Origin of the sequence: Desulfosporosinus meridiei DSM 13257, assembly GCF_000231385.2 — a bacterium.
GTDB classification, from domain to species: Bacteria; Bacillota; Desulfitobacteriia; order Desulfitobacteriales; family Desulfitobacteriaceae; genus Desulfosporosinus; species Desulfosporosinus meridiei.
On the sequence record NC_018515.1, the window covers coordinates 3519046 to 3535297 of the forward strand.

The window sequence follows — 16252 nt, forward strand, 5'->3', positions numbered from 1 at the left end:
TTTTATCTCCATAGCCTACTCGTAGAACTTGTCGTTTTGGAGATCTTTTTTCTTCTGAATAGCCTGGTCTCTGTCCTTGACGGCCTGCTGCAATTCCAAGTTGGTCATGCTCTCGACATCATGCTCCGAGATAAACTCCTCCCGCTCCTCTTCCGGGATCCCAAGGAGGATGAGCGCCTGGGTGTAAGTTAGATTCGTCACCAGTGACGAATCTGAATGGCCGTCACTGTCAGAGGAGACAAGCAGTTTCGTCCCGTACTCTTCGTTCAAATCAGGCACACTTTATAGGTACTGGAGTCAATCAGAATCACAATCTTTCCCAGGGTGCGAGCAATAGAAAGGAGTTTCCCCGAGCTGCCGGGTTTGCCGTTCCATACTACAAGCACATAATTACTTTGTTTGACCATGTATTCCTTTTTCTTTCTGATGCAATCCTTACTGTAATGATGCTGCAGTAGAGTCTCCTTATCGCATCGTTCAACAATAGAGAAGTACCTGTCACGTTGCGCTATCGTCCAATTTGCCGCCTGATCCTCACAGGGAATAACGCACTCTAGGGTGACTTCGGGATAGTCCCTTTTAAGGTCAAGGACGATTTCTGCGAAAAACTGACCTACACATAAATCAACACCGCTAATGAAATGAGTAACTCTCATAGCTTGAATCAAATAGACCGCCTGTTCCATCAGTACCTGCTTCAATCGCAGGCTCCCTGCGATATTTTCGTCAAACCCTATATGAAAACTTTTAATGCTAAGTCCCGAAAGACAGCAGGCAGTCCTTATCTTGGCACCTTCAAGAATCATTGCTATTTTAGGCAACCACCTTTCTCATAATAATATGGAATTGAGGCATATATCCTCTTGTATTATATGGAATGTGCTTCCATATGTCAACGAAAACATATGCTGTAATTCCGTATAAAGAACCGATGTATTGTCTATAATTATATACAAGGTGGTGAATTGTAATGTATGAGGATTTATTTTACGAAAGATTAACCACGCTCCGCACACAAAAAGGAGTTTCCGCAAGGGATATGAGCCTGTCTTTGGGACAAAGTGAAAGTTATATCAATAAAATTGAAAACAAAAAATCGCTGCCATCTATGACAGGATTTTTTTATATCTGCGAATACCTAAATGTCCCTCCTAAGGATTTCTTTAATGACGAAGTAAGCTTTCCGACAAAATTTAATGATTTAATTAACGAGTCAAAGAAGCTAAACGATGGCCAATTGGAGCATCTTCTGGCTATCATTAAGGACTTAAAGACAACCTAGAAAAGCAGGAAAAAAAAGGACTGACGTGTTGCAAGTACGCCAGTCCAGCCGATTGTCTAACCGAAGGTTAGCCTGAATTAGAAGTTACAAGAAATAACCGCCTCCTGACAAGGGGCGGTTATTTCTTGCAGAGGCATTTGAATGAGCGTGTCAAGGAGACGATCGGCCGCAGGTGTCTACTTTAAAGGGAGCTTATCAAACACGAGACGGTCTATTTGTTCAACACCCAGGCAATTTCTCCTTCAATGATTAATTCTCCCTGCCCACACGGAAAAGGAGAGTTCCATGCCTCATCAAATCAACGTTTTTTAACAGGTACCTTTCAAATAACCCGAAGCAGTGTACCTCATCTAAAAATCACCTTCAAAGGCCCGACCACATATTCTATCTATATATGGATAAAGGATGGAAAACCGAGATGAATAATGTGGTCAACGAACGTACGCCCCTCGTGATTGCAGCTGAGATTAACATGCTTAAAGATCACACCCATAAAACCGTGCTTATCAACTCCGTCGAGATCGGCCGGCGTCTGACAGAAGCCAAGGCTTTACTCAATCATGGGTAATGGGGTCAGTGGCTGAAAGAATCAGTTAGTTACTCCCAAAGCACCGCCACCAGACTCATGCAAATCTATAAGGAGTACGGCCCCAAACTCCTCGACGTTTCCGAAGGAAACAACAGTTCAAATTATGCAGCGCTGCACAATTTGACTTACACCCAAGCCTTTATCCTCTTAGGTGTCCCGGAAGAAGAGCGGGAGAAATTCGTTGAAGACAATGCCATTGATAATATGTCCACCCGAGAGCTGCAGCAAACAGTCAACGAAAAGAACCAGGCGATTGAAGACAGAGATCAGGCCCAAGCGGAAAAAACTCAGGCCATCGAGGAGAAAGAAGGCCTTAAAAAGGAACTGGACGGCAAAGACAGGGAAATTGCCCGCTTAAGCAACCAGACCCAAGATCTGGAGAAACAGGTGGAGGACTTTAAACTAAGTATCAAAAGGAGCTTGATAAAGTCGCTGAAAAGCAGCTGGAACTGAAGGAAGTTACAGAAACGGCTCCCTCAGCCGAGAAAATCAGCGAGCTGGAAGAACAGCTCAAAACGGCACAGGCCAAAAACTCCAGCCTACCCTACGACGCCCAATTTTCCATTCACCGCGAAAACATCCGCAAGACTTTTGAAGCGCTGCTAAGAAGTCTTACCGCCTTAGACAAAATAGACCCGAAGCAAAAAGAAATAAACCGGGCAGCTGCCCAGGAAATGCTGCAAAACATGGTTAATATGCTAAAAGAATGGCCTCCCGCTATCAAGACAAATTTACGGATTAATAATTAAGATCTTGCAACGTTCATGCTAAGACCTTCACCGTCTTCTTCAGCACAAACGGCGGAACTTGTCGTTTCGCGCAGGTTCCTGGACCCGACGCGGAACGACAAAAAGTGACTGCCCGTAAGCATGTTCCGCCGAGTAATCAGAGTGGTCTTGCCGGCACCATTTGGCCCCAGCAGACCATAGACACTGGGGTTCACAGAATTCGTTGACACGTTTGTCGATGTGCAGGTCGGCTATGTGGAGAAGTTTCATTGGGCTAGGCTCCTTTAACTAAATAGGCATTCTAACAATATCGAATATTTTGTCTAACCTTCAAATATATACAAACGACTGCGGTGCAAAGCTGATCCCAAAATCCGAAAGTTTTAACGGTTCTCGGTATTTTTTCACTTCACCTAACCTGTACGCGATAGCTTTTTCTTTATGCTCGAAATATTGATCGTAAAACCTTTTCGTGATTCCTGAATACTCTGCCGTTATATCCCAAACCTTATCAGGGATATCTTCGATTACTCCAAGTAAATCTACTTCGCCAACTACACGCATGACCGGTGAGGTTGAATAAATAACAATCTTATCCACATCAGATTTACACTTGATTTTCCGGAACTCGAACTGTTTACTGCCGTTAAAAATATTTTCCACATGCTCAGGGTTAATCGATAATAACATTTTGCGCATCTACGTCACCCATCTCCATTATTTTAGTAAATTGATCCTTACTGAAATCCAATTGATAAGGATGGGAATTAAACAAGCCTTGTCTCTTTAAATCCTTGTGAATAACATTATGTCCTTTGCCAAAATAACCGTTATATACTAATTCCAGAAGCGTCGGGACTTACCCGTGAATCATTGGATAGAGCAACCATTTGCTTAATATCACCTTTTTGAGTAGCCAGCAAATATGAAGATAATACACTATTGGCTTCTTTAGTGCCACTATTGACTTCGGCAGTACCATTAGCTAAGGCATTCATTGGCAATAAAGACATTAACAGCATAACGATTACCAATACGACACTTGCTTTTATTTTCATAAAAATTCCCTCCACTTTTCTTTTTTGTGTATCAGATTTTTGTTGTGCTATTCTCCTCCTTTCCACAGATTTTATAATTCCCTTACCTGACACGTAAATTATGTCTAGTAAGTGACTTATTAATTGTCACTCTCTGTAAATTATGCTATTTGTTCTTTAGAATTTTTTGACGATATGAAAGCTGACATCAATATTTGAGGACCCAAGCACATAATAAAAATAATTGCTAAGGCTTTAGGAACATTCTCAAACCCACCATAGCTGCCATTCACTCCGTGGTTGTACATGTAACAATTAATTTGGGTGCCTACCACGAATAGAAAAAGTCCAGCAAAACTCGTTATAGTAGACACTAGACCAGTTTTAACACTTCTACTGATTCGGTATACGACAAGGAAGCTAATGATATTGACAACAACCAAGAGCAGAGCAAACCTAATACGAGGGAATACCTCCATAAAGTAAATAGCTGTCAGGATAAAACCTTGACACCAAATTATGACTTTACTTATATTCCTTGGAGCAAAAATAGCTGCAAGTGAAGATATGATTACCAACACTCCGACTAAGTAAATTAGTTCTGCTAGAATTGGGATATTTACCCCAAGCACTATTTGGTCTCCCACCCCAATAATTCGTAATAGACTGTTGCCCATATCCGCTGTTCCCAAAATACCTAGAACTAAAAGTATTCCTATACCCATGCCAACAAGCCTAGGTCTATGAACACGGTCAAGCTGCTCCCCGACAACAATGGGATCGCCCATCTCAGCAATTGCCTTGTCTGTTGCCTCTTCATCATTAAGTCCATCATTAATGAAGGCGTTCTTTTGATCGATTATATGGTTTTCAATTTCCTCTAAAACAGAAGACTGAGCCTTTTTCCAACGTATCTGTCGGCACACGGCTTCCAAATAATCGGTAATTTTGCTAGGTTGTTGCAAAACCTGCACCTCCCAAAACAGCATTTACAGCAGCAGTAAATGTTTCCCATTCTTCTTTTTTCTCGTTCAAATGCTTGCGACCTTTTTTTGTGATACTGTAATACTTTCGTACCCTCGCATTATCAACGGTCTCTTCGTAAGAAGTGAGCATATCCTTTTGCTCTAAGGTGTGGAGCAATGGATATAATGTTCCTGCTTTTAACTCAAAAGTATTGTTTGACTTTTTTCTGAGTTCTTCAATCATCTGGTAGCCGTACATATTTTTTTCGTCAAGTAGCTTTAAGATAAGTATGGTGGTACTTCCAGTTAAAAGACTTTTATTGATTGCCATATTCGGGCCTCCATATGTAGATAAATCTATATAACTATAATATATAGAACATCTACCTATGTCAATACAAAAAATACAGAAATGGGAAACACTTCCTCCAACCGTAACCCCTTGTCGTCCAGAAGGACTGTTGTTAACCCAACGTATCTCTTTCCGTTTACTGTGTTTGTAGCACAGTAGATAATACCATTGAACTCTTTCAAAATATAAACCCACACACGCTTTCGTTCTGAAAGTCATGTAGGAATAGGAAGTCAGGCCGTTTTGTCACATAAAAAAAAGAGCATAGACTTCGCTAGTCCCGCTCCCTGTGTTAAATACGAATTACTCTTCAATTATCTGGATGTCGCCAAGAAATGATTGGTCAGAGTATCTCTCGATTGTACCTACTGTGCCTGTGACTTTCCGTGTCACCACTGGCAGACCGTCAATCCTAAGTTCAAGCAATCCCTTTACCGCAGTATTCACAGTGTTCAAGACTACCCCTGTGACCTCTGAGATATATCGCATGGAGGGGAAAGCTACTCCGTCATCATCAATATGGCTGGCAATCGCCAAGAGGACTTTCAATTGGGCAGGAGTTAGCTTGGCAAGGATACCCTTTCTGATCAACTCAGTATCTAGGGAAAGCATTACGGTAACATCACCATTGGAGTCGAATTTTTTGTCTAAGGATAAAAACATTTTAATCATCAATCCCATCCTCACTTTGTTTTTGTTTTACAGTAATTATGTAGGTGAGGATTTTGTTCTGTGACTTTCCCTTGTATCAATTTTTGCAACAACTATCAAAAATCGACGGAACTTGTCGTTCCGTGCAGGTTCCTGGACCCGAAGCGGAACGACAAAAAAAGGCCGCTCCCAATATATTCCGCTGATTACAAGCATGGGGAATGGGGCCAGTGGCTGAAAGAATCGGTCAGTTACTCCCAAAGCACCGCCACCAGACTCATGCAAATGTATAAGGAGTACGGCCCTAAACTCCTCGACGTTTCCGAAGGAAACAACAGTTCAAATTATGCAACGCTGCACAATTTGACATACTCCCAAGCCCTTATCCTCTTAGGTGTCCCGGAAGAAGAGCGGGAGAAATTCGTTGAAGACAATGCAATTGAAAATATGTCCACCCGGGAGCTGCAGCAAACAGTCAACGAAAAGAACCAGGCGATTGAGGACAGAAATCTGGCCCAAGCAGAAAAAGCTCAGGCCATTGAGGAGAAAGAAAGCCTTAAAAAAGAGCTGGACGGCAAAGACAGGGAAATTACCCGCTTAAGCAGCCAGACCCAAGATCTGGAGAAACAGGTGGATGACTTTAAACTAAAGTATCAAAAGGAGCTTACTAAAGTCACTGAAAAGCAGCCGGAACTGAAGGAAGTTACAGAAGCGGCTCCCTCAGCCGAGAAAATCAGCGAGCTGGAAGAACAGCTCAAAACGGCATAGACCAAAAACTCTAGCATACCCTACGACGCCCAATTTTCCATTCACCGCGAAAACATCCGCAAGACCTTTGAAGAGCTGCTAAGAAGTCTTACCGCCTTAGCCAAAATAGACCCGAAACAAAAAGAAATAAACCGGGCGGCTGCCCAGGTAATGCTGCAAAACATGGCTAATATGCTAAAAGAATGGCCTCCCGCTATCAAATTTATGGATTAATAATTAAGATCTTGCAATGTTCATGGTAAGACCTTCACCGTCATCTTCAGCACAAACGGCGGAACTTGTCGTTTCGCGCAGATTCCTGAAACCTACGCGGAACGACAAAAAGTGACTGCCCGTAAGCATGTTCCACCGAGTACCTGAAAGAGTAAGGTAACATAATCCATAACCTAAAACTGAGAAACAAATGGATGTTACCAAAAAATCCAGCCCTTCCCATATGGACTCCTCCCCCCAAATTTAATTTCCACCCCGAAAAACACCTTGCAATGTTAAGACCTTGTTATACAATTTCGTTTTCGTAAACGAGGATTCCCAGCGGACGCATACTCTTTTCGTCCTTGGGTATGTAAGGCCTCCTTACAGGTTGAGGCCTATAACCTTTCCTTTTCATCCGCTCAACCAGATTGTTGATGTTCTCCTCTAGGTTGCGTTCGTATTGCTCTTTTGTAACCTAATCAATTCCTGTTGCCTTGTTTGCATCTAGCTCTGCATGGCACTTTAATAGCATTTCTTTTGGCCTGCACACTCATAACAGTGGTAAATATAATGACGAACATGATCAGTATTGCCACTGCCACTTAAAGCTTCAACATCTGTTTGTCTTGTAACATAAGTTTTTGACCTTTTTAACCGAGTATCCAGTTGCCAGATATATTTTTTAAATTGCCTCTTTTGAAAGAGCAAATTCGGGATCATTTTTGAGTTTTTCCCTTTCCTTCAGGAAAAGCTTTCCTTCCTTTTCGGCAGCATCGTATATAGCCAACTTAATCAAACTGTCATCATATTCTTCAAACTATTGGTGAAAATGTATATGCAAAATCGATAACAGACGCTTTGTCTAGGTTGGGAAAGTAACTAAATTTACGACATTGCCGAAAATCTTTAATCGGCTTAATCTGGGATTGAATAATTTAAATACATTCTAAATTGGCTGATTATAGTTTTGCCATCTGATTCATACAAGGGAATTGATATATACCCCCCAGTAGCTTTAACAGACTCTTGGTACGCAATAGCCTCTTCCGGTGAGGAAACCGATGGACTCATATCGGTAGCTTTTATATATCCTATAACCCCATTTTCTCCTTCCATTCTAATCAAGTCCGGTTCTTTTACCTGTTCGTTTTCAAAGTAAGGCAAAGGTCCATACGTCTGTCCTTGCTCGTTAATTGAATAATTAGGGACTTTTTTTGCTACTACAGTTGCATTATTCGTTAAAGAATTTTCTTCATCCGCAGAAACTGTGGAAAAAGAAGCTAAGGTTGCAGCTATAACAATAAATGCCATCAACACAGTCAAAACAGTATTCTTTTTGGTTTTCATAATAGATACTATCCTTTCTTCAATAGGATTTCTGCTAAAATAATTTCCAATTGGATTGACTTTGAGTTTATGTTCTTCAAGGCTTATAAGAGTCATCGCATATGAGGTTTTTGAAAATTCTCCACCTGTTGTCCGAAGAACTGTTTCATCACAACATAACTCTATATCACGGTTCGCCAACACATACATGATCCATACAAAGGGATTAAACCAATGTACACTTACTACTACAAAAAAAATCCATTTCAATAAAACATCAAAATGCTTGATATGAATCATCTCATGAACAAGTACAAATCGCAGTTGTTCTTCATCTAAGTGTTTCATCGACTTAGGAAGTAAAATGATCGGCATTAATATTCCATATGTAACAGGAATATTAATATTTTCGCTCTGTTTTACCTGCACCTGCCGCTTGATATGGTGTTCTGCAATCCATGTGCTTATTTTTTCATCCTTTAGGGGTATTGCCATTTTATTGTCATGACAAAAGCGGATATGAGGAATTAAAAATGCAAAAGCAGATATCATAGCACCCACAAACCAAATAATTTCAATCCAGTTAAAAGACGCTACTGATAAAATTGGAAAATTTGAAATAACAGAGTTGATGTTCGCTTCAGCAAAAGAACCAGGCTTCGAAATTATCAATTGTTCCTGCATTGCATTTGTTTGTCCTACATATAAAGCAACATAATTCATGAGCGCATAAATACTATATTCAGAGTGAATTGAAAATGGCAGAAACAGTCGGCAGAGTACAATACCCCATAGAATGAGAAATATTTTTTTGGGCAATTTATGCAGAAACAGCGCACGAATCACTATCACTGTCAAAACAATCGCAATAGAAGATAAACTCATTTCAAACAGAGTCATATCAACCACCTCACTCCAAACTTTTTACAAGTTGCTTCAGGCGCTCAATTTCTTTCTGTGCTAGATTTTTTCTTCCAAGGACAGAAGCAACAAGCTGATCGGCAGCTCCATCATACATTTTGTTTATTAGCTCGGTAGTTTCGTATTCCTGTGCCTCTTCTCTTGTTATAAGGGGATGGCAAATAAATTCCCTTGGCTGTCTTTCTATTGCGCCCTTATCGAGACATCTTTTAATTACTGTATAGGTAGTGGTTTTGCTCCATCCAATCTGCTCTTTGATAATTTCGGCAATCCGCTTTGCGGTAGTGTCGCCTTCCCGCCAAAGGATCTCCATAATTTTCAACTCACTGTCAAAAAGTTTCATACCCATTAATATCACCTCTGCGCAAAAAAATATTCTATTACAGTAGAATATTATGCTTTTATTCTATCGCACTAGAACAGCAAAAGCAAATCAATTTTATCATTTTATACAGAAGTTTTTTATTAAACAATTTTCTCGGATTACTCTGATTTTGATTCAGGTTGACAAATTATCTCCCATATATACTTTAAAAAGCCTTGAATCATTCATCCAAGGCTTTTAGTGTACAGTATTATTGTTCTTACTATAATTAAAATGGTTCCATTGAATTCAGCATCTACACCAGCTTTATATCGTTTAAAAGTTATTTCTGTTTGTTAATTAGCATCGGCCACTAATTCATAGCTCGTTAATAACTCGAATTCACCAAGTACGGTTGTTCCATCTGCATCATAAAGAGGAATTGTACGAATATCACCACTCTCGCCATTTTGCTCAAGTGCCTCTTTGATTGAAGAAACCTCTGGTGTTAGATCATCAGCACTAACATACCCTTCGACCCCATTGGTGCCAATTGCAGAAATCAAATCCGGTTCTACGCCTATTGTATATTCAGATAATGCAGAGCCATAGGTTTCCCCTTTGTCATTAACGGAATATTCCGTCTTAAGCATTAGGTCATTAATAACCTCCAAGGTTTCAGTTGTACTCACGGATTTTGAGCTTGATAACGTCTGAATCGGAGATTGATATCCAGTATATCTTGTGTATCCACTCCCATTATAGAACTCAGCTTGATTATAAGCATAATATTGTCCCGCAGTGCTTATTCGGGAAGAATATACGAAGAATGCAGAGGTTGATGATGGATTATATGTCCAGGAACTTGAAGCCTTTAAAGAACCAGATGAATTATACAATCGAGCTTGGCCGCCCATATATCCTGTCGGCACATTCACATCTGCTTTTATGGGGGCAACTGCTTCGACAGTGTAACCAACGTTTGGAACATATCGAGTCCATACCTCAGATGTAAAGGAATACTCATGACCAGATATTTTGGGAGTTTTATATGTTGGAGACGCAGTATCAGCAAATGCTGTTGTTGAAATCGTAGATATTAACACAACACAGGTCATTATGACACCAAAAATTTTTGATTTACACGAAAAAAGCTTCTTCATATTTATCATCCTTTCTGTGCATTACTAATTAACTAAGCAGATGAGAATTGATTTTCGAAGTAGACTGTGATTTCTATCCACTTCAATTAAAATAATAGCTTTTCCTACTAAAAATAGCCCCTTTGGCATCACCTCTTTTCATCAATTGTAAAAATAGCCTACCCTTCATCTATTTTTGTCCATCACCTCCTTTCCGAATATTTATAGATTACATTAAACTCTTAAGAGTAACATCCTTAAGCAATTAGTTAAATTATAAGCAAGCAAACTCTACCTCATCTTTACCTCAATAAGCGAAATAGGAACGACTCTATTCTCTTTGTCCAATAAAATCCATTTTTAAATTCCTTGATCTAATACTCCATTGTCTCCCTTTTTTGTAAGTAAAGATGATATCTTTTGGAGGAAGCGACTTCGAGGTTCGTTCCAAAATTAAATGTCAAAAGAATAGCTGCCCGCATCATTTTAGTGAGAAGATTCATTTTTAAAACTCTGAGATATTGCACCTGTTAAACTAATTTCTAGAAAAATAGAACAAGCAAGCGATCAATATGTCACCATAGGGGAGTATAGTGATTGGGTCTCCAAAAGTTTGCCCGATGCATCATAGATTTTAGCGGTGGCACAAACCCGGTAAGTCCCATGAACAACGTAATACTCCCCTTCTACTGAGGCAATCGCAGCCCCGGTTGCCGATGCCGTCCATGTCTTAATTTTACTCCAGCCGCTGCCGGAGGATTTTTGCAATTCAGCAGTTACCACCGTTGTGTAGGAGTCAAAATAGCCGGCGGAAGCTCCTACACAGGTTGCCAAGCCCGATGAGCTTATAGCTAATCCCGGATTTAAATAGGAAATGTACGTAAATTGAGGAGAAATAATTCCTTGTGGATTTTCTTTTGTTGCCCCAATATCCGCGTAAACCGGAACTGCTGAGACAATGGTCATAAGGAGCACAAGAATCATACAGAAAAATTGTTTCATAAACTAAAAACCTCCCTTAATGTCTTTCATTATATAAAGACAAGCAAGGAGGTTTTTTGCAACACATTTTTTAAATTTTAATTAATATATTTTACTCCTTCAGAGATTTTCATTGCCACATCCTGGTCTATCTGAGCCCGAATCATAAATATACGGCTATTCATTTCCCATATGATTGTCACCACTGAGTTCTTTTCCACCAGTGTTCCCTCATGACCGTTTATATCGACGGTTTTAGTGACTGAAGCATTCTCCGTATCCAGCGCAGGCCTGTTGCCCTCAGTTAACTCCGTATAAGTAATAAACTCTCCCCGTTCGTTCTTAAATTGGATTTCGTTATAAATTTTACTTCTGGATATATCAGTGGCTTTATAGCCATCCGGTATATAAGTCGGAACATAGTCTTTGGTCCAGTTTACAACTGGATTTCCTCCGTTCAAACTATTCTCGTTCTCTTTTAGTGATTCTGGCGGACGAACCCACCGGCTCCCTGGGCTCCCAGGCCGCTGAGGGCTTGCCCCGCCTGTTTAAAGAAATTAATCAGGAGGGGCAGACCCTGTTAATGGTGACCCACAGCGTGAAAGCGACCAGCCATGCCAAACGGGTACTGTTTATTAAGGATGGGGAGGTCTTTCACCAGCTTTATAAAGCCGGAATATCGGATGAAAGCCATGTACTAGAAAATCTCCGATACACTGACCACCATGGCAACAGGCGGTGGGCGCCATGAGTAGATTCTTTTATGCCAAGTGGCTGCCACCAATCTGAAAAGAATGCCCAAACCTATCTGCCCTACATCCTGACCTGCATCGGCACGGTGATGATGTATTACATCATGATTTTTCTGTCTGAAAACGAGGGCTTGGGGAAAATGGCCGGCGGATCCTAAGTGCAATCGATTCTGTCCCTGGGCACCTATGTGATTGCTATTTTCGCGGCGATTTTTCTCTTCTATACCCATAGCTTTCTGATCAAACGGCGCAAAAAGGAATTTGGCCTTTTTAATATCCTGGGCATGGAGAAGAAGCATATCGCCAGAGTATTGGTGTTCGATACCCTGTATGTGGCGGTGATCAGCCTGGGGGCAGGCCTACTGAGCGGGATACTTCTCTCCAAGCTGATCTTCATGGTCCTGCTGAAAACCCTCAACTTTGAGGTGCCACTGGGCTTAGAAATAGCTAAGTGTTTATTAGTTTATGATCATATAGACAAGAATATATAATGTGGAATTTCCTTTCGGTGTAGATTCTGGTAGTTCCATTTCAACATTTCAAGGTACCGTGGTATATGCAATATGACTATAAGATATATTGCTCTATCAGGGTGACAAGGCAAGTGGAGACCATAAGCCTGTTGCAACACCAGAATGCCTGATGTAAGCGGGTTCACGGGATTGTAGTTGAAACATGCTTTGACGTGAAAGGATGATGCTTTCACGTCTTTCTTTTGCAAAATATTACAGCCGGTTTATCCTATAGTAAGAACTAACCAGCTATTACTTGCTCCTGGCATGGGTGTTTTATAACGGGTACAAGTTACTTTTATACGGGCAAATTACAGTATCAACTTACGGATAATCATCACTGCTTCTTTGTTTTAGCAATAAATCATACTCCCAAGGTAAAAAAGTATTACGATATGAACAGGATAAAATATATAGAAAAAGTATTTTATCTTTATCCCTCTTTTCTTATTATAGGCAAGCATAAAGGGTAAAGCCATGATCATCATCCATTGGTAATTTTGGAAAAACATTGACCCTCCCACAGCCATGGGGCTTATGCCAACGATCGTGTCTAGTATATATTCAATCGGATCAAATAAAAAAGAAAGACCCCAACAATACAGTTTGCTAAGAAAAAGAGGCAGATAGGATGTTACTGTGACTGCGAAATAAGCAATGCAAAAACATGTATATCCTATAGATAATGCTACTTTTTTGTCTTTTGCCAGGTTTATTAAAATACCTAAACATACAAAAACCAGCCCGCCCTCTAGAAAAAATATGTTGCCAAACATTGCTGAAAAAAAATAAGCGATGGTATAATCCGACAGCCATCTCGTACTTATTAAAAAAATACAAATGGCTATACTGAAAATTTGCCATGTCAAATAGAAACATAAGTATTTCTTGAATTTTTCATCTTTATTCCTATAGGAGTCTATTAAAAATATAATAATACACATAGAAAAAAGAGATCTAAAAAAATTCATATCTATATCAATGCAAACTTGTATTATAGCCATTAACAAACTGGCAACGTAAAGCCTTATAAGATAATTTTTTTTACTGCTTGTATATGTAAAACCCCAGGCAGAACAAAATATAAAAATCGGTGCGGAGATTCTTCCTATCCAACGAAGATATACTGGCATATCGGGAATATAAACTCCGATATGATCTATTAACATGAAAAGTAATGCTAATATTTTCAACATACCACTTGACATAAATAACTCCTTCCAAAAAGAACCTATCACAAATGGGAAAAGCCCCAAAAGCCATGATATAGGATTTCGGGGCTTTGAGCAACCTATAGTATTACCATATAGAACCATAAAATCTAATATATAAAACCATCAAAGCTAATACTTGAGCCCCCTCCATCAAAAAGAAGATAAAATTGTGTAGTAGATGACGGCACATCAACCCTAAACCCATAACTATGCCCTGGTTCCAGTGTTTCAGTTAAATATGTCGACAATATGTTTTTGGCCTTCAAAATTAAATTACTGCTCCCAGTATTTGTAATGCGTACAGTATAGCTAGTTTTGCCGGTAAACTTATAATTAGTATACAAAACTTGATAATTGGAATATCCGGAAAAATCATACTGTCCATTATCTACGATATTCCATACTGATGTTGGAATGCCTGTTCCTTGTGGCGTAATATCTTTTGTTTGGTCTGTTGGTTCTGTTGGCGAAACTCCATTATAGATTTCTTTTACAGAAACGTCATCTCTTGCTTTAACCTCAGAATGGTTAGAAAACTTAGCATTATCAGATGCCGCCACTGCAGGAATCGTTACTGACAAAAGTAACATAGCAGAAATTATCATTGTTAAAACTTTTTTCATAAGAAATAACCTCCTTAAAATTCTATCATACAGACTAACCAGATGATAACAATATTCTCTATAGGGCAGGGTGAAAAACAAGTAAAAACCCATTTAAGATAATATTCTGTAACAATAAACCTTATTTTTGGGACATTTAAATTAAATTGCTTCCCACCTTTTCTATAATCTCCCTTCACAAATATCCCCAGTAGGAGTATTATAAAAAACAACCTACATTTGTGTAGGGGCAACCTTCAGATCAAACGCTACTTTGCAGGTATAGTTGATCTGAAGGCTTCTTTATTAAATGGCAAAACCACTTAATAATTTCATTTATTCGTGATTATATAGGCCGAATCTGAACCATATGTTTGCATGTTATCATCCCCCTTGTGGATTTTCTTTTGTTGCCCCAATATCCGCGTAAACCGGAACTGCTGAGACAATGGTCATAAGGAGCACAAGAATCATACAGAAAAATTGTTTCATAAACTAAAAACCTCCTTTAATGTCTTTCATTATATAAAGACAAGCAAGGAGGTTTTTTGCAACACATTTTTTAAATTTTAATTTATATATTTTACTCCTTCAGAGATTTTCATTGCCACATCCTGGTTTATCTGAGCCCGAATCATAAATATACGGCTATTCATTTCCCATATGATTGTCACCACTGAGTTCTTTTCCACCAGTGTTCCCTCATGACCGTTTATATTGACGGTTTTAGTGACTGAAGCATTCTCCGTATCCAGCGCAGGCCTGTTGCCCTCAGTTAACTCCGTATAAGTAATAAACTCTCCCTGTTCGTTCTTAAATTGGATTTCGTTATAAATTTTACTTCTGGATATATCAGTGGCTTTATAGCCATCCGGTATATAAGTCGGAACATAGTCTTTGGTCCAGTTTACAACTGGATTTCCTCCGTTCAAACTATTATCGTTCTCTTTTAGTTCAAAAGACGTATATTGCTGCTGGATATCCTTTAAGTAATTGAGTACCTTTACTCTCAAGGCCTGCACACTCGTAACAGTGGTAAACATAATGACAAGCATGATCAGTATTGCTACTGCCGCTTTGTTTAAAATCTTCAACATCTGTTGTCTTGTAGCATAAGTTTGTGACTTTTTTAACTGAGTATCCAGTTGCCGGCTAAATTTTTGAATTGCCTCTTTTGAAGGAGCAAATTCGGGATCATTTTTGAGTTTTTCCTTTTCCTCCAGGAAAAGCTTCCCTTCCCTTTCGGCAGCATCGTGCATAACCAGCTTAAACAAACTGTCCTCATATTCTTCAAAAAGTTTTTTTCGAATTTGATCCGGACGGTTATTTGTCATAATTATCCATCTCCTTGCCAATCATTTTTTTAGCGTTTTTACGGGCTCTTGTTAAATACTGCCGGACGCTGTCGGGAGCGATATTCAAAATTGGCGCGATTTCACGATCATCCATATCCAAAATGTATTTAAAATACAACAATTCTTTCTGGTTTTCAGGAAGTTTCAATATGGCATTTCCCATTTTTTCGATTTCTTCCTGTTGAATAATCTTGTCGACTATCGTATCTTCACCATCTGGAATTGATTTCGCCAAGTCACTTTCTTCTCCATAATATAAGTGTTTTGTTTCTACGTCTCTGTGTTTAATAAAGTTGATAGCCACACTCCTAGAACTATAGAAAACATAAGCGGCCGTTTTGCAACTATTTAAAGTACGAATTAGAGAGATTTTGTCAACTAATTTTAAAAAGGTATCATTAATCAGGTCCTCAAGGTTGTCCAAATCATGGGTAATATTATAAATAGTCTTCCGTACAAGACCATAATAATCATGATATAAGTTCAACGCAAAGGCCTTATCGCTATCGTCTGCTAGTACCGCGATTATCATCATTACCATCAGATCACTTCCCATTATTTACTTTTGTAAAGTTT

At 39.4% G+C, this 16252-nt stretch carries 20 protein-coding genes and 3 pseudogenes; 6 read left to right on the top strand and 17 right to left on the bottom strand.

From position 1 onward, the window contains the following. Positions 1-15 precede the first annotated feature (15 nt). The gene (locus DESMER_RS16215) at positions 16-270 is read right to left on the bottom strand and encodes a DUF3102 domain-containing protein (protein ID WP_042333882.1); all 255 of its coding nucleotides are present in this window, start codon (positions 268-270) and stop codon (positions 16-18) included. Next, positions 267-821 carry an SLOG family protein gene (locus DESMER_RS16220; protein ID WP_052314852.1) on the bottom strand — a complete coding sequence of 185 codons (555 nt, stop codon included), beginning with the start codon at positions 819-821 and terminating at the stop codon, positions 267-269. The genes DESMER_RS16215 and DESMER_RS16220 overlap by 4 nt, the downstream gene beginning before the upstream one ends. A gap of 149 nt (positions 822-970) precedes the next feature. Between DESMER_RS16220 and DESMER_RS16225 the strand changes: the two genes are divergently transcribed. Continuing rightward, entirely contained in the window at positions 971-1282 is a 312-nt protein-coding gene (locus DESMER_RS16225; protein WP_014904153.1) for a helix-turn-helix domain-containing protein, read from the top strand. A gap of 472 nt (positions 1283-1754) precedes the next feature. Then, a pseudogene (locus DESMER_RS24860) lies at positions 1755-2324 on the top strand (DUF3102 domain-containing protein). A 406-nt stretch (positions 2325-2730) separates the two neighbouring features. On the opposite strand, the pseudogene DESMER_RS24960 reads toward DESMER_RS24860, so the two are convergent. The 6 genes and pseudogenes from DESMER_RS24960 to DESMER_RS16260 all read right to left on the bottom strand — a co-directional run. Further along, a pseudogene (locus tag DESMER_RS24960) lies at positions 2731-2832 on the bottom strand (lantibiotic ABC transporter ATP-binding protein); the annotation flags it as partial. A 97-nt stretch (positions 2833-2929) separates the two neighbouring features. Then, positions 2930-3298 (bottom strand): ASCH domain-containing protein, encoded by a 369-nt coding sequence (locus DESMER_RS16240; RefSeq protein WP_014904155.1) that lies wholly within the window; start codon positions 3296-3298, stop codon positions 2930-2932. A gap of 131 nt (positions 3299-3429) precedes the next feature. Beyond that, the gene (locus tag DESMER_RS16245) at positions 3430-3657 is read right to left on the bottom strand and encodes a hypothetical protein (RefSeq protein WP_014904156.1); all 228 of its coding nucleotides are present in this window, start codon (positions 3655-3657) and stop codon (positions 3430-3432) included. Between the two features lie 140 nt (positions 3658-3797). Continuing rightward, on the bottom strand, positions 3798-4601 hold the full coding sequence (locus tag DESMER_RS16250) for a permease prefix domain 1-containing protein (protein WP_014904157.1): 804 nt from the start codon (positions 4599-4601) through the stop codon (positions 3798-3800). Next, entirely contained in the window at positions 4588-4932 is a 345-nt protein-coding gene (locus tag DESMER_RS16255) for a PadR family transcriptional regulator (RefSeq protein ID WP_014904158.1), read from the bottom strand. Before DESMER_RS16255 ends, DESMER_RS16250 begins: the two co-directional genes overlap by 14 nt. 324 nt (positions 4933-5256) lie before the next feature. After that, positions 5257-5625: a helix-turn-helix domain-containing protein gene (locus tag DESMER_RS16260; RefSeq protein WP_014904159.1), complete on the bottom strand. Its 369-nt coding sequence runs from the start codon at positions 5623-5625 to the stop codon at positions 5257-5259. 60 nt (positions 5626-5685) lie between these two features. Here DESMER_RS16260 and DESMER_RS16265 point away from each other — a divergent pair, with 60 nt between their 5' ends. Continuing rightward, on the top strand, positions 5686-6372 hold the full coding sequence (locus DESMER_RS16265) for a DUF3102 domain-containing protein (RefSeq protein WP_242830996.1): 687 nt from the start codon (positions 5686-5688) through the stop codon (positions 6370-6372). A 1110-nt stretch (positions 6373-7482) separates the two neighbouring features. Here DESMER_RS16265 and DESMER_RS16270 read toward each other — a convergent pair. From DESMER_RS16270 to DESMER_RS16290, 5 genes are all read right to left on the bottom strand, one after another. Beyond that, positions 7483-8793 (bottom strand): M56 family metallopeptidase, encoded by a 1311-nt coding sequence (locus tag DESMER_RS16270; RefSeq protein WP_014904160.1) that lies wholly within the window; start codon positions 8791-8793, stop codon positions 7483-7485. Between the two features lie 10 nt (positions 8794-8803). Further along, the gene (locus DESMER_RS16275) at positions 8804-9163 is read right to left on the bottom strand and encodes a BlaI/MecI/CopY family transcriptional regulator (protein WP_014904161.1); all 360 of its coding nucleotides are present in this window, start codon (positions 9161-9163) and stop codon (positions 8804-8806) included. 311 nt (positions 9164-9474) lie between these two features. After that, on the bottom strand, positions 9475-10281 hold the full coding sequence (locus tag DESMER_RS16280) for a hypothetical protein (protein ID WP_014904162.1): 807 nt from the start codon (positions 10279-10281) through the stop codon (positions 9475-9477). Between the two features lie 546 nt (positions 10282-10827). Further along, a complete protein-coding gene (locus DESMER_RS16285) occupies positions 10828-11262 on the bottom strand; it encodes a hypothetical protein (RefSeq protein WP_014904163.1) in 435 nt (144 codons plus the stop codon). Between the two features lie 77 nt (positions 11263-11339). Further along, positions 11340-11702, bottom strand: coding sequence for a DUF4367 domain-containing protein (locus DESMER_RS16290; RefSeq protein ID WP_242830997.1), 363 nt, complete (start codon positions 11700-11702; stop codon positions 11340-11342). A gap of 20 nt (positions 11703-11722) precedes the next feature. Here DESMER_RS16290 and DESMER_RS24515 point away from each other — a divergent pair. The 3 genes and pseudogenes from DESMER_RS24515 to DESMER_RS24525 all read left to right on the top strand — a co-directional run. Continuing rightward, positions 11723-11996, top strand: a pseudogene (locus DESMER_RS24515) (ABC transporter ATP-binding protein); the annotation flags it as partial. Positions 11997-12004: 8 nt separating this feature from the next. Beyond that, positions 12005-12151 (top strand): hypothetical protein, encoded by a 147-nt coding sequence (locus DESMER_RS24520; protein WP_242830998.1) that lies wholly within the window; start codon positions 12005-12007, stop codon positions 12149-12151. Continuing rightward, positions 12152-12484, top strand: a complete 333-nt coding sequence (locus DESMER_RS24525; RefSeq protein WP_042333886.1) for an FtsX-like permease family protein — start codon at positions 12152-12154, stop codon at positions 12482-12484. 374 nt (positions 12485-12858) lie between these two features. Here the strand turns inward: DESMER_RS24525 and DESMER_RS16305 are convergent, their stop codons facing one another. From DESMER_RS16305 to DESMER_RS16320, 4 genes are all read right to left on the bottom strand, one after another. Next, positions 12859-13713, bottom strand: coding sequence for a TraX family protein (locus tag DESMER_RS16305; RefSeq protein ID WP_014904164.1), 855 nt, complete (start codon positions 13711-13713; stop codon positions 12859-12861). Positions 13714-13826: 113 nt separating this feature from the next. Beyond that, positions 13827-14342 (bottom strand): hypothetical protein, encoded by a 516-nt coding sequence (locus DESMER_RS22645; protein WP_014904165.1) that lies wholly within the window; start codon positions 14340-14342, stop codon positions 13827-13829. Between the two features lie 548 nt (positions 14343-14890). Continuing rightward, positions 14891-15655, bottom strand: coding sequence for a DUF4367 domain-containing protein (locus DESMER_RS16315; RefSeq protein ID WP_014904167.1), 765 nt, complete (start codon positions 15653-15655; stop codon positions 14891-14893). After that, the gene (locus DESMER_RS16320; RefSeq protein ID WP_014904168.1) at positions 15645-16217 is read right to left on the bottom strand and encodes an RNA polymerase sigma factor; all 573 of its coding nucleotides are present in this window, start codon (positions 16215-16217) and stop codon (positions 15645-15647) included. The genes DESMER_RS16315 and DESMER_RS16320 overlap by 11 nt, the downstream gene beginning before the upstream one ends. Positions 16218-16252 lie beyond the last annotated feature (35 nt).

Coding starts and splice junctions, on each gene's coding strand:
- DESMER_RS16225 (WP_014904153.1), top strand. CDS start 971: ATGTATGAGGATTTATTTTACGAAAGATTAACCACGCTCCGCACACAA.
- DESMER_RS16240 (WP_014904155.1), bottom strand. CDS start 3,298: ATGCGCAAAATGTTATTATCGATTAACCCTGAGCATGTGGAAAATATT.
- DESMER_RS16245 (WP_014904156.1), bottom strand. CDS start 3,657: ATGAAAATAAAAGCAAGTGTCGTATTGGTAATCGTTATGCTGTTAATG.
- DESMER_RS16255 (WP_014904158.1), bottom strand. CDS start 4,932: ATGGCAATCAATAAAAGTCTTTTAACTGGAAGTACCACCATACTTATC.
- DESMER_RS16260 (WP_014904159.1), bottom strand. CDS start 5,625: ATGATTAAAATGTTTTTATCCTTAGACAAAAAATTCGACTCCAATGGT.
- DESMER_RS16270 (WP_014904160.1), bottom strand. CDS start 8,793: ATGACTCTGTTTGAAATGAGTTTATCTTCTATTGCGATTGTTTTGACA.
- DESMER_RS16275 (WP_014904161.1), bottom strand. CDS start 9,163: ATGGGTATGAAACTTTTTGACAGTGAGTTGAAAATTATGGAGATCCTT.
- DESMER_RS16280 (WP_014904162.1), bottom strand. CDS start 10,281: ATGAAGAAGCTTTTTTCGTGTAAATCAAAAATTTTTGGTGTCATAATG.
- DESMER_RS16285 (WP_014904163.1), bottom strand. CDS start 11,262: ATGAAACAATTTTTCTGTATGATTCTTGTGCTCCTTATGACCATTGTC.
- DESMER_RS24520 (WP_242830998.1), top strand. CDS start 12,005: ATGCCAAGTGGCTGCCACCAATCTGAAAAGAATGCCCAAACCTATCTG.
- DESMER_RS16305 (WP_014904164.1), bottom strand. CDS start 13,713: ATGTCAAGTGGTATGTTGAAAATATTAGCATTACTTTTCATGTTAATA.
- DESMER_RS22645 (WP_014904165.1), bottom strand. CDS start 14,342: ATGAAAAAAGTTTTAACAATGATAATTTCTGCTATGTTACTTTTGTCA.
- DESMER_RS16315 (WP_014904167.1), bottom strand. CDS start 15,655: ATGACAAATAACCGTCCGGATCAAATTCGAAAAAAACTTTTTGAAGAA.
- DESMER_RS16320 (WP_014904168.1), bottom strand. CDS start 16,217: ATGGTAATGATGATAATCGCGGTACTAGCAGACGATAGCGATAAGGCC.